Source organism: uncultured Methanobrevibacter sp. (genome assembly GCF_902764455.1).
GTDB lineage: Archaea > Methanobacteriota > Methanobacteria > Methanobacteriales > Methanobacteriaceae > Methanocatella.
Genome location: NZ_CACWVY010000023.1, coordinates 1 through 12,810 on the forward strand (window position 1 = coordinate 1; position 12,810 = coordinate 12,810).

General features: G+C 33.3%; 14 protein-coding genes. 6 read left to right on the forward strand and 8 right to left on the reverse strand.

Annotated elements, in window-relative coordinates; genetic code table 11:
* Positions 1 to 136: 136 nt before the first annotated feature.
* Both QZU75_RS08320 and QZU75_RS08325 read right to left on the reverse strand, forming a co-directional pair.
* A complete protein-coding gene (locus tag QZU75_RS08320) occupies positions 137 to 784 on the reverse strand; it encodes a YitT family protein (protein ID WP_296882955.1) in 648 nt (215 codons plus the stop codon).
* Between the two features lie 34 nt (positions 785 to 818).
* Positions 819 to 1,439: a YitT family protein gene (locus QZU75_RS08325; protein ID WP_296882957.1), complete on the reverse strand. Its 621-nt coding sequence runs from the start codon at positions 1,437 to 1,439 to the stop codon at positions 819 to 821.
* Positions 1,440 to 1,671: 232 nt separating this feature from the next.
* Between QZU75_RS08325 and QZU75_RS08330 the strand changes: the two genes are divergently transcribed.
* Together QZU75_RS08330 and QZU75_RS08335 are read left to right on the forward strand one after the other, a co-directional pair.
* A complete protein-coding gene (locus QZU75_RS08330) occupies positions 1,672 to 2,814 on the forward strand; it encodes an alanine--glyoxylate aminotransferase family protein (protein WP_296882958.1) in 1,143 nt (380 codons plus the stop codon).
* A 498-nt stretch (positions 2,815 to 3,312) separates the two neighbouring features.
* Complete coding sequence (locus QZU75_RS08335) at positions 3,313 to 4,404, forward strand: heparan-alpha-glucosaminide N-acetyltransferase domain-containing protein (RefSeq protein ID WP_296882960.1); 1,092 nt, start codon at positions 3,313 to 3,315, stop codon at positions 4,402 to 4,404.
* Positions 4,405 to 4,461: 57 nt separating this feature from the next.
* Here the strand turns inward: QZU75_RS08335 and QZU75_RS08340 are convergent, their stop codons facing one another.
* Positions 4,462 to 4,641, reverse strand: a complete 180-nt coding sequence (locus tag QZU75_RS08340) for a transposase (protein WP_296883028.1) — start codon at positions 4,639 to 4,641, stop codon at positions 4,462 to 4,464.
* A gap of 695 nt (positions 4,642 to 5,336) precedes the next feature.
* Here QZU75_RS08340 and QZU75_RS08345 point away from each other — a divergent pair.
* The 3 genes from QZU75_RS08345 to QZU75_RS08355 all read left to right on the forward strand — a co-directional run bounded on the left by QZU75_RS08345 (position 5,337) and on the right by QZU75_RS08355 (position 6,589).
* Positions 5,337 to 5,753 carry a GerW family sporulation protein gene (locus QZU75_RS08345; RefSeq protein WP_296882962.1) on the forward strand — a complete coding sequence of 139 codons (417 nt, stop codon included), beginning with the start codon at positions 5,337 to 5,339 and terminating at the stop codon, positions 5,751 to 5,753.
* A 64-nt stretch (positions 5,754 to 5,817) separates the two neighbouring features.
* Positions 5,818 to 6,336, forward strand: coding sequence for a DUF2953 domain-containing protein (locus QZU75_RS08350; protein ID WP_296882963.1), 519 nt, complete (start codon positions 5,818 to 5,820; stop codon positions 6,334 to 6,336).
* Positions 6,329 to 6,589 (forward strand): hypothetical protein, encoded by a 261-nt coding sequence (locus tag QZU75_RS08355; protein WP_296882964.1) that lies wholly within the window; start codon positions 6,329 to 6,331, stop codon positions 6,587 to 6,589. Before QZU75_RS08350 ends, QZU75_RS08355 begins: the two co-directional genes overlap by 8 nt.
* On the opposite strand, the gene QZU75_RS08360 is transcribed toward QZU75_RS08355, so the two are convergent.
* Entirely contained in the window at positions 6,582 to 8,114 is a 1,533-nt protein-coding gene (locus tag QZU75_RS08360) for a thiamine pyrophosphate-binding protein (protein ID WP_296882965.1), read from the reverse strand. The two genes, QZU75_RS08355 and QZU75_RS08360, sit on opposite strands and share 8 nt — an antisense overlap.
* Entirely contained in the window at positions 8,111 to 8,569 is a 459-nt protein-coding gene (locus QZU75_RS08365; protein WP_296882966.1) for a deoxyuridine 5'-triphosphate nucleotidohydrolase, read from the reverse strand. Before QZU75_RS08365 ends, QZU75_RS08360 begins: the two co-directional genes overlap by 4 nt.
* Positions 8,570 to 8,635: 66 nt before the next feature.
* On the opposite strand from QZU75_RS08365, the gene dmpI reads away from it, so the two are divergent.
* A complete protein-coding gene (gene dmpI, locus QZU75_RS08370; protein WP_296882967.1) occupies positions 8,636 to 8,824 on the forward strand; it encodes a 4-oxalocrotonate tautomerase DmpI in 189 nt (62 codons plus the stop codon).
* A gap of 5 nt (positions 8,825 to 8,829) precedes the next feature.
* On the opposite strand, the gene QZU75_RS08375 is transcribed toward dmpI, so the two are convergent.
* From QZU75_RS08375 to QZU75_RS08385, 3 genes are all read right to left on the reverse strand, one after another.
* The gene (locus QZU75_RS08375) at positions 8,830 to 9,759 is read right to left on the reverse strand and encodes a hypothetical protein (protein ID WP_296882969.1); all 930 of its coding nucleotides are present in this window, start codon (positions 9,757 to 9,759) and stop codon (positions 8,830 to 8,832) included.
* Between the two features lie 60 nt (positions 9,760 to 9,819).
* Entirely contained in the window at positions 9,820 to 10,527 is a 708-nt protein-coding gene (locus QZU75_RS08380; RefSeq protein WP_296882971.1) for a hypothetical protein, read from the reverse strand.
* 76 nt (positions 10,528 to 10,603) lie between these two features.
* On the reverse strand, positions 10,604 to 12,784 hold the full coding sequence (locus tag QZU75_RS08385; protein ID WP_296882973.1) for a hypothetical protein: 2,181 nt from the start codon (positions 12,782 to 12,784) through the stop codon (positions 10,604 to 10,606).
* Positions 12,785 to 12,810: the final 26 nt, after the last annotated feature.

Sequence of the window (12,810 nt, forward strand, 5' to 3'; positions counted from 1 at the left end):
CAGAAAAAGACAAACAAATAAATGAAATGAAAAAAGGATTTAATGAAAAAATTGAAGAAATTAATGCCCTGAAAGACATTCCTGCAGATACCAAAAAAAATAATCAATTCAATATTACTCGCCCAGAAATAAGTTCTTATTCAGATACAAGATTAACTTTACTGCAGGTTATGTAGGCATAGAGATTGTTGATTTGTCTTAATGTAAATCCAACCATAAATGCAGATATTATAGTGCCGACATTAACAGCTGCAAAAATGTTTGTATACCACAGTCCACACATTACCAAAGAAATTATTACCATTGATGCATCAAAACCCATTTTAATAGTTGAAAATCTCCATCCTGTTACAATAGCTATTGATTCAACACATCCTTCACCAGAAAGAGGCGCTATGTTTGCAGGCATATATACAAATATTCCAAACGCTATTAAAAAGATACTTAAAACAAGATAAGCAACTGCCATCACTGCAGATCCATCAAATGGAATCAAATTCACAATATACAAAGAAAGATTAGTGAAATATCCGAAAAGGACACAATTAATCAGCTGAAGCAGTCTTCTTTTATGAAATTTTGATTTTAAAATTAAAAATTGGATAAAAACCAGTGCCGCATTAAATACAAAAGTAGTCATTCCAATGTCTATATTGGTTATTAAAGCTAGGGAATATGCAATTGAGCTTATCGGAGTTGTTCCAAGCGTTGAGACTATTGAAAATGCCACACCCATTGACATTATGAACAATCCTACAACAAAAAAACAAATCCTTTTAATCATAATTTAAATAGACTCCTTTAAAGTATAAATAACTTTACATCTTTTTTAAATCTACAGAATTTCCTGTGATATGAAAATTCAGTTTATGGATATATTTTACGCAGGTGCCTATAAAGAGCGCACTCAAAATTGTTCCAGCCCCCACACTTCCAAGCTCTCCTAAAAATCCGTAACTTAACAGTAAAGCTGTTAATACAATGCATACATCAATATATACCTTAATTTTTGAAAATGGACGATTTGATTTAATGGCTATTGCCTGAGTAACTCCTTCAACTGAAAGCGGAATGAGATTTGTCGGAACATAGAAAAATAAGCCCAAAGCAATAAAAAGAACAGCAAGTGCAGTCATTAATAATGCAATTAAAAGATTATCTGCATTAGGGACGAAATTCATTAAAGAGACTGAAAAACTTGTAAATACACCAAACAACACACCCACAAATACCTGAAGGAAGTGTTTTTTATTAAAATCATCCCTAAGCAAAATCCATTCTATAACAACAAGCAATGCATGAAACAAAAATGTTGCAACTCCAATATTAATCAGCCAGATAAGATTAATTGCATATGGAATTGAACTGACCGGCGCTGAACCCAGACATGACTTGATTGAAAATGCCACACCCAATGTACAGGTACAGGCCAAAGACATAACTAAACACCCTTTTAAATGTGAGCTCTTCTCCACTAAATTGCATATAACTCAATATATTTTAACTATTATTTAAAAATATTGTCCTACTTTTAAACAAATAAATAAAATTTATTTCACAACAATAAAAAAATTGAATAAAGTGACATATTAAAAATATTTAATAAGTATAAAAATTAAACATATTAATAGCTGTATACTGGCTAATCGTTATATATCTCGGAGGAATTTAATGAATGATATTTTATTAATGCTTCCCGGTCCGACAACAGTTCACCCTAGAGTACTCAATGCAATGTCCCAGGCTGTTGTTAACCACAGAAGCGCAAGATATGGTGAAATTTTAACTGAAACTACTGAATTGATGAGTAAAGTTTTCCAAACCCCAAATAATTCTTATTTATTAACTGGATCTGGAACTGCAGCAATGGAAGCTGGAATTGCAAATACTGTAGCTCCTGGAGAAAAAATGTTAAATGTAGTAGGTGGAAAATTCGGTGAACGTTTCATGAAAATAGCTCAAACCCACGGAATTGACGCTGTAGAGTTAGCTGTCGAATGGGGAACTGCTGTAACTCCTGAAGCTATCAAAGAAGCTTTGGACGCTGATGAAGATATTAAAGCAGTTAGCGTAATTCACAATGAAACTTCCACTGGAGTAGCTGCACCTATTAAAGAAATCGGTAAAGTAATGAAAAATTATGATGCATTATACATTGTAGATACCGTTTCATCCCTTGGAGGAGACGAAGTAAATGTAGAAAAATTCGGCATTGACGTTTGTCTTACCGGATCTCAAAAATGTTTAGCTGCACCACCTGGAATGGCAGCAATTACCTTAAGTGACGATGCATGGGCTGCTGTTGACAAAGTGGAAACCAATACTTTCTACTTGGATTTAAAAGCTGCAAGAAAAAGCGGAGACAAAGTCCCACCTGAAACCCCATATACTCCATCTGTTTCACTTACCTATGCAATGAACGAAGCTTTAAAGATGGTTATGGAAGAAGGACTTGATGAAAGAGTTGCACGTCACCACAAAGCTGCTAAAGCAAGTGTAGCTGCTGTTAAAGCATTAGGTTTAGAATTATTCGCTGATGAAGCTGTTTCATCTGCAACCGTAACTGCAGTTAAAATGCCTGAAGGAATTACCGATGCAGACTTCAGAGGCACTACCCGTGACAAATACGGCGTAGAGTTAGCAGGCGGTCAAGATCACTTAAAAGGAAACATTTTCAGAATCGGACATATGGGAAATATTTCCTACAAAGAATTAACCCAAACCTTTGCAGCAATCGGTATGACCTTGAAAGGTTTAGGTGTAATTGACGATGCAGGCGCAGGTGTTGCATCAATTGCAGAATCATATTTATGATTCTGATATTTTCTTTTTTTTTGAGTCTGTAAAATTTTATAGGCTTATTTGATTTTAAATTTTTACAGTTGAAATTTCACTTCAATGAAAATTCATCCTAATTTTTCTTTAATTTTAATTTTAATGGTTAAAAAATAGTAAATTACTTAAATAAGTGAGGATAAATAATATTTTATGACCAAACAAAATATATTGCCCCTAATAGTAATATAGACTTCATACAACTTAAACTTTTTGAGTTATCTGGTTATTTAAATTTCATCAGAGAGCATTTGAAAAGTAATGCTCTCATTGTTGCAATTCATCCATGACTTGCAGAAGTCCCGGTATTCTTGCACTAATTAGATAAACTCATACAAAATATATAAAAAATGTTTAGATACTTATCATTTTACATCTCCAACATCCAATAATAATTATTCATAATTTATATCAAACAATAATTTTTTTCACTACCTATCACACAGTTAAATATTATTAAATATATAACATAAAATTATGAGTATTAAGGATTTGTTTTCAGATGAAAAGGTGAACACAGGTAGGCAAATGGAACTTGATATAGCAAAAGGCCTTTCAATTATTTTTATGGTTTTTATTAATTTCCTGATATTGGTTGGGGATTTTAATCATTCAATTAGTTTTACATATAATATTCTTTTTGCAGATGTTTTAGGAGGACCTTGTCCTGCTCCAATTTTCATGTTTTGTATGGGAGTAGGTATTGTCTATTCAAGGCATAGCCAATGGGACACCATGATTAAAAGAGGATGCATTTTATATCTTACAGGCATTTTAGTGAATTTATTTGAATATGTTTTACCTTACTTTACAAGCGGTTCACTATTGGGCAGGTGGGATCTTTACCATATCCATGGCGGATTAATATTCTTTTTTTGTGGGATTTTAATATTTGCAGGTTTGTCTTTCGTTTTAATAGGCATTCTTAAGAAATTTGAACTTTCAAACAAATGGCTGATTATCATAGCATTGGCAATGTCTTTAATTGGTAGCCTCTTGAGATGTGTTGATTTCGGCACACCAGTTTTAAATATATTCATTGGTTATTTCATTGGAACCAATACAGAATATACAGCATTTCCATTATTTAACTGGTTTATTTTTCCAATTGCAGGATTAATATGGGGACAATATTTCATCAGAGTTAAAAACAAAGCACAATTCTTTAAATACTGGCCAATTTTTATTATATTGATTATAATATATTTCGGACTATCTCCAACATTATGGGGAAAAGAATTATTTGCCGGCAGAGGGGTACTGTATTATTACATGACAACATTGGACGCAATATTGTGTATAATCTATATTCATGGAGTTATGGGGCTTTGCTATTATTTGGCTAAATATTTGCCGGATAGAATCAATAAGGTATTTTCAACATTAAGCAGCAACATCAATAGAATTTATATTGGACAATCATTTTTCATACCTTTAACAATAATAGGTTTAGCTTATATATTTAAAGATATTCTATTTACCGATTTGACATGTGCCATATTTTCAATATTAATTTTAATCGTATCTACAGCCTGTGCTATATTGTCTAAGAAATTAAGAACTGGTTGAAGTGAATATTTTCTCTAGAAAAAATTTAAAACATATTCTTACTTCAACTATTTTAAATCATTGCATGCCTGCTAAGTACATATAAGCAATGTCAATTCTTGTTCTCCTTTCAATTTCACGAGATGACAATCCTCCGTCAAAAACACTCATTAAAACTAGTCTAAGCAACATTTCACGAGGATAAGCGAGTTCACCTGACTTATCACGAAACTCTCGGTTTGCTTCAGAACAATCAATTTAATCGACCACATTTTTAATAAAATAACATGGATGATCTTCAGGAATCAAATTCCTCAAGTCCATAGGCACCAACATAGTTTGATTAATAGTATCATCTTTCAAAAGCATAAATAAAACAACCATAAAGATTTATATCTATCATAAGAGATTGTAATTCATAATATATAAAATTAAAGGAAAAATAAGCAAAAAAAATTTAAAAAATAATGGGAGTCATGTCCCATCCTGATCTGTAATTTTAGTATTTTATAATATGCATTTGACTGAGATATTGAATCCGGATTTTTTAAAAATTTTTGTTATAAGTTATACTAATTTACACTTGAAATTGTACTAACTTATAAGTAATATATTTTTTACATAGAATTTTTGGTCGTGATAAGTTATAAGTAACATATTTTTACATTGAAATTTTTTTTGTGATAAGTTATAAGTAATATATTTTTTACATCAGTATAAGTTATAAGTGAAAAGTTACACTTGAAATACACCTCTCAGTTAAAAATTTTAAGTTATAAGTGAAAAGTTACACTTGAAACACACCCCTCCATTTCAAATGTATAAGTTATAAGAAAAAAGTTACACTTGAAACTTATGTCTAAACTACAAAAAAAGTATTACTGAAATTTAACTAAAAAAATATTTTAAAGATTAACACCAACAATTATATAAGAATAACAGGATGTGAAACTATGTCTGAAAATATTAAAGTAGCAGTAAGTGAACTGCACAAACTCATAAATATAAAAAATGTAATCGGCGAGCCAATCGAAACCGAAGATAAAATAATCATTCCAGTTATGAGAATGGGAGTAGGATTCGGTGCAGGCGAAAACCTGACAAGCAATGAAGGTGGAGCAGTAGGTGCAGGTGCAGGTGTTGAACCAATATCAATGGTACTGATTCCTAAAAAAGGAAATGACTCTGAAGGAGTTCGTGTTCTTGATTTAAGTAAAGGAACTGAAAAAAATAAAGCATTATCTGATTTAAGTCTAATCATAAGCGACCTTGTAAAAACATACCTGGGCGGCAGTAACGATGATGTTGAATATGACGAATCAGAATACATAGAACCCGAATTTACAACAAAAGAGGAAATAGAAGAATAGGAATTACCATATGTTAAACATCCTAGGGATGATTATTTTAATAATCATCTTATTTATTATTATTTTGCTCTATATCGGAGTTAAGCTGGCTTTTGTTTATGAAAAGCAGGGCAGCGAATTTAAAGGATGTTTAAAAATACTTATTTTAAAGAAAATTAAAATTTATTCTGTTAATTTTCCTTCTGATGATGAAGAAGAAAACGAAGATGAAGAGGAAAATGAAGACCGTGATTCCTCACTCATTGAACTAATAAAACCGTGTTTAGGATACTTCAAAGAATTTATAAAGTCTTTTATCAAATGCATTAAGATTACAAGGCTTGAAAACCACCTGATTTTTGGACTTGACTCCTATGCAGACACTGCCAAATACATCGGATATATCTGGAGTCTGATTATTATTGTAAATGAGGTTCACAAAAATGCAAGATTAACAGCTGAGCCTTCATTTAACGGAAGCAGATTAGACGGCAAAGGAGCAAACGAGCTTGATATCAATCTTTTGAAGTTACTTCCTTCTGCAGTCAAACTGATTTCTAAAAAAGAAGTCCGCCAATTAATAAAAGGTGTTAGAAATGGATAAGCATATTATCAGCTTTTTAGAAGACATTGTGGGATATGAAGAAATTCAGGAGTATGAATTTGAAAAACTTTACGGTTTTACATTTGTCTTTAAAAAAGCAATATTTACAATCAATGATAAAATTTCATCTGCAGAAATAAAACCTGTCGGAATAATTTTTGAAGAAAATGGTGAATATTACCTTGCACCTATAGATGTAATTGATGAAATAGAGCAAGTTGTTAAAGAATTTGTTGAAAAGGAAATTATTTAGGTAGAGGGACATCCTCACTTCTAACAATCACTTCAACAACAATAGGACCCTTAAGGTCTTTTTCAAGAAGGTACTCCAAATCAGACAGCCTGTCTATGCGAACAGCATCTATAAAATAGCTTGAAGCTAATTTTACAAAATCAGGATTTTGGAGTTTTATCTGGTACGGTTTCATATCATAGAACTGCTCCTGCCATTGTCTGATGATTCCAAATTCTGAATTGTTCAAAATGAATATGATTATATCCAGATTATTTTCCCTGATGCATGCAAGTTCCTGAAGGTTCATCTGAAAGTCACCGTCACCGACTATGCATACTATTTTTTCACCAGTTGCAAAACTTGCACCGACAGCAGCTGGCAATCCGTATCCCATAGGTGCAAGACCTCCTGAAAATAACAGCTGGCCAGGTTTTAGTGATTTTTTTAAAAGTGTGGTCCAGGTGGTGTGACTTCCCGCATCTGAAGCTATAATAGTATCGTCAAATTTCTCCAAGATTCTTTTGATGGCAGCTTGAGGAGCTAAATCATCGTCAAGACCACTAATTTCAATGGAATTGTCTATTTTTAAAATTTCATCAATCCAGTGAACTGGTTTGAAGTTTATTTCATCTAAAAAGTCTTCAACCTTTCCATGAATCTGACAATCACCAACCAGAACGTCCTTGTTGATGTTTACATGAATGAGATTATCCGGAATTTGAGGCAGTGTTCTCTCACTTGCTCTGATTCCAAGTCCTATTATGCAGTCGGCATTTTCATATGCATATTTTGATCTTGGTGAATTTCTAATTCCTGCAAGACCCAAATTCAAATCATCCCTGTCTGATATTATGCCCTTTGCATGAAATGTTGTGGATATGGGAATCTGATATTTTTTTGAAATTTCATAAATCTTATCTCTCTGTGAGATTGCACCTGCACCCAATATCAAAAGCGGCTTTTCAGAAGAGTCAATAAGTTTTTGAGCATCAGAAACCTTTGACAGGTCATCCTCACACAGATAGCACAAGTCAAATTCCTTAAAATCTTCTGACATGAGCACATCCTTTGATAAGTTAATATGAATCGGACCTTTAGGCATATTTTTAAGCTCATAAAGTGCTGCCTTTAAAACGTAAATTGCTTCTGTACCATTTAAAGGATTATATGATGCACGAGTAAGAGGTTTTAAGACCTCAACTTGCGGAAGACTTTGGAAATAATCACTTCCACGATATTTAAGCTCATTATCACCTGTCAAAAGCAAAATAGGAACATTGTCCTTAAATGCAGTTGCCAGTGCCATTGTAAAGTTTAAAGCACCCGGTGAAACAGTTGAAATGCATACTCCGATTTTTCCGCTTGATCTAGTATAGCCGTCTGCGGCATGGGCTGCAGCCTGTTCGTGGCGAACCAGAACGTGGTTAATATCGGATTTTGATAATGCTTTGTATAAAGGCAATATCTGATCGCCTGGAATTCCAAAAACGTCTTTAACGCCTTCATTTTCTAAGATTTCAACCAGCTTATCTGCTACATTCACTCTTCCGCCTCCTGGTAAGACCCGTTGTACTCTCCTGAGCCTTCAACCGGAAATACAACTGCCTGGGCAATCCTGTCACCTGATTTGATTTTAAAGTCATATTCCCCATGATTGTAAATCATAAACATCAGTGTTCCGTAAAATCCAGGATCTCCAACTGCGGTCTGAACTGAAACAAATGACCTTAAAAGTGTTGAGCGGGGAAGGTAGAGCATAGTATATCCTTTGGGAATTTTAATTTTCCTTTTTATGCTTGCCAGATATGCTTTATGAGGCTTTAATGTGTAAATGTCACCTTCAAGTTCTTTAATTTCAGGCAAATTTTTTTCATTGTCTATTAGTGAGCCTTCAGAGCATTGTATGTAAATTTTATCAAGTTCAAGGTCAATTCCGGATGGCTGTACCAAATCTGCAAAGTCCGGAAACAGCTTAACGAGTTCTTCTTCACCGAGCATAATTATCAAATCCTTTAATAATCTATATATACTCCATAGATAATAAATTTTAATTGGTGATAAAAAATGCCTGTAATTACAATAGCTGGAAATAACGGAATAACTTTAGAAAATAAAAGAGAAATGGTAAAAAAAGTATCAGAAATTGTTGCTGAAGCATATGAATTACCTGTTGAAGCAATAACCGTATTGGTTCAGGGCTACGACAAGGAAGACATTGGAGTAGCTGGAGAACTTCTATCTGACAGGGAATAATTACTTTATTCCTTACTTTTTTTATAATAATTACCGTCCTTTACAAGCAGATTCATTTCAATAAGTTCACCCAGATTTTTATCTATCTTTTCATCGAAGTTTTTGGATTTGTATCTAATCATTGCCTTTTTAATATCTTCAAATGTGGATGAATCATCAATTGCATCATAAATGCTTTTCTGGAAAGGCGTTAATGTAAAAATAATCTCATCGAGAGCCTGAGCTTTACCTGTGACATTGCCGAAATCCCAGTAGTCATCCTTAACTTTAACATTAAGCTCCTCTTCCAGCTGCACAATTTTGTCTTTTAGAAGGTCAAGGTGAGGATAACTTGCAAGACCGTATTTGTGCTTGGATATTTTAGCTAAAAACTCTTCATAACATTTTTTAAGATCAATATTTTTTGAATAAAATGAATCAAGAACATATACATTATCGTCAATGACTTTAACTACCTTATAGTCACCTGAATCCTCGCAGTAGTTAACAGTTTCAAATTCATTGACATTCCACATATGATCCATAAGGAAATTTCTCACAAACTCCGCATCTTCAAGACTGTCATAATATCCGAAGATATAGTCATCACCGGCAATACGTTTTTTGATTACGAATGTATCAAATACCTTTAAAATATTGAGACCATATTTTGAGTTGTTCGGGTTTCTTTTATGCTTTTTAACCAGTCTTGAAACAGTATCTTGGGAGGGTTTTTGTTTGTATTTGGCAAGAAGATATATTTTATCCTCATAAACTGTTAAAACAAGGTAATTTTCATCATGCCCGATGATTTGAGGAGTTTTATTTAAATCCCAGTCATTTTCAACCAAAAAGTCCCTGATAAATATTGCATCGTCCAGATTAGTTATTTTTGCATAGGTTTTGGATGCCTTTACAATAGTATATGAGTTTCTGTTTTCCCTGATGTATTTCATTGTATATATATTGAACTTACTATTAAAAAAAATATTGGATAAAAAAAGAAAAAAAATGCTTTAATTGAATTTAACAGAAGCTGCCACCTGTTTAATTAAAGCTAAATTGTCACCGCCAATGAGAACAACCTGATTGTCATGACTCAGACATGCCACATAATCATCATCTTTAATGGCCGGAGTTATATCATCATCAAAGGACAATTTGACTGAACCGTTGGAATTATCCTTGTCTGAAAATTCCATGCCTTTTGATGAAATGGAGAGGTTGTCACCTTCTGCTTCGGAAACGCTGAAATTGTCTTTGGAAAGGGCTACAGAATCGCCGTCAACAGAGAAATTCAAGCCTTTTTTTGGAATAAAGCTGCTTGCAAAATCAAATGCCTCCTTGAATGAACCGTTGACATTGCCTGCTTTTATATTCGGATTTTTGAGCTTGACTATTGTGCAGTTTGCATTTTCCTCAACAACGTCATTGCCTTTTTTCAGGTCATTTAAAAACTTGGCGGCCATGTCATTGCCTGAGCGGGAGTCATTGAAATAGACTATGCTACTGATATCCTTGGAATTGTTTGCGGTATTTTCATAAACAACAAGAGCCATATCTGTCCCATTAGCACTGATGTTGGTTGTAGCCTGCTCGGAAAAATCACACTCTGCAGGAAGATTGATGCTGAAGTTAGTAAACTCAATAGCACCTGCTGCAGATATTGTAAATGCAACGAGAACTACAATCACTATACTCAATATTTTAGAATTAATTTTCAAATAATCACCATATAAAAATATGGAAACAGGTAATAAAAAAACTATCGAAAAAAAAAAGAAAATAAGAAAATAATTCCTATTTTTTAACAGTTACTGTCTTTTGAACAGTGTCTTTTAGATAAGTTGCCTTATATGTTATTTTTTTGCCGACTTTAAGGTTTGAGGTTTTAAAGACAGCTTTTGAAATTCCATTTTTGTTGGTTTTGACTTTTAAGGTTTTACCGTTGAATTTAAATTTAATAACCTTATTTTTAACTTTGCCTGAAAGCTTGGCTTTTAAAACCACATTTTTGGATGATTTTTTAACTTTAACAGTGCTTAAACTCAAAATATGTTTTACAGTGAGCTTTTTGCTTGTTGAGGCAGATTTGAAAAATGCCTGAATCCTGTACTGGCCAGGTTTTAATTTGTTAACCTTAAGTGTGGCAATGCCTTTCTTATCTGTTTTGACCTTAAGTGTTTTACCTGCAACCTTGAAGGTCACATAGGTATTTTTAGCAATCTTATCGTTTATATAGACTTTAACTTTGGCATTATTTGTATAGGCAACATTAACGTTCGCTATTTTAACTTTAGTGTTTAAAACATCGAAAAATGCAAATAATGTGACATTATATCCGTTATCTCCAATATAATATGCATCAACATCATATGTTCCGATTTTGAAGTTTTTAAGTGAAAGACGTGCCTGGCCGTTTTTAATTTGGACAGTGAAGTTTTGGCCGTTAATACTGAAGATTACTTTTCCTTTTGAAGTCTTTAGGGTTTTGACAACAACTGATTTGTCCTCACCGACATAGATTTCATTAGGACATGTTATATCCGGTTCGACTTCAAGATAATCGGTTCGATTGCTTAGGTTAAAGTCATCACCTGTATAAGTTGCAAAGATTTTATAAATGTCAGGCTCGAGATTACCCAAATCGATCAGGGCATATCCTTTGACAAGTTTTGCGCTTTTGAAAAATTTATCGTTAACGTATACTTCAAGACTGCCTTTAGCTGAAGGAGGAAGTGTTAAATGTACCTCTTTTTCAAGGCCGATGTAGGAGGATGACTGAATGTAAATCTCGTATTCAATTGTGAAATTTGTTGATTCTGACCAGTTGTAGTATTTATCATCTCCCTTGAAGTCAAAATTGAGTGTGTGGTTTCCGGCAGGAAGTCTTGAAACATCTATTTCAATCCAGCCTGAATTGTCTATTTCAAAATCTCTGATTTGAGCACCGTCAATAGTAATGTTAATCAGATTTTTGTTAAAGTCTGTCGGCACGACTATTACGACCTGACCTCCTTCACCGTATATGAATGATCCATAATCAAAGATATCCACATAATAGTCCACATTGACCTGCACTTTTTTGGATTTGGAAAATTTGCTTGCATTGTACTGGACTTCAATCATATGCTGGCCGCAGGTTATTTTTGGAAATGTTGAATATAAAAATTCACCGTATTTGTCGAGTTTATCTGAAAAGACTTTTTTGCCGTCAACAAAGACGCTTACAACACCGTCAGTATTGTTGATTATCCTTGCACTTATGCAGTCGTCATGTTCGAGAATGATATGGGAAGGTATGTCTATCAGCATGTCAACAACAGTGAAGTTGAAAGTCCTGTTGAATTTCTTATAGTACTTATCCCCGCTGTAAACCACAGTCAGGTTATGGCTTCCAAGAGGCAGTGTGTTGAATTTTGTAACATTCAAAAAGCAGTACTGACGTGCAGTGAAATTATCTGCAAAAATACCATCAATATAAATTTTAACTTCCCCATTTGCAGAAAAGGGGAAAAATAATGATGCACGAGCCATCTCATCATCCTTTAGAATTTCTTCAGTAAATCCCGGAGTTGTAAAGTTAGAAGGAATATTCATGACTTTAAGAGTGTGATTTGACGGGATTAAAGTATTGTTGAAAAAGAGATCTATTTTGTAGTTTAGATGGTCTGTATTTCTGTTAACAACTATTAAAGAAATTGCCTTTTTAGGAATTGAGATTGGAATCTTGACGGATTCTGATATGTTTTCATTGTAAAATTCCACATTATTGATTGTTGCTTTTAGATTTCCGCTTGTATTTTCCGGAATTTCAACATCAATATATCCCAAATCTTCTTTATAAACAGTATCATTGAATGATACCTTTATATCATCGACTATTTGCGTTTCGTTGGCGGCATCTCCTGATGCGGAAATTGGAGCCATCACGCAAAAAGCGAGTAAAAATATTAAAATTAACAATAATTTTGATTTCACGATTTTCGCCTCTAAATTATATTTGA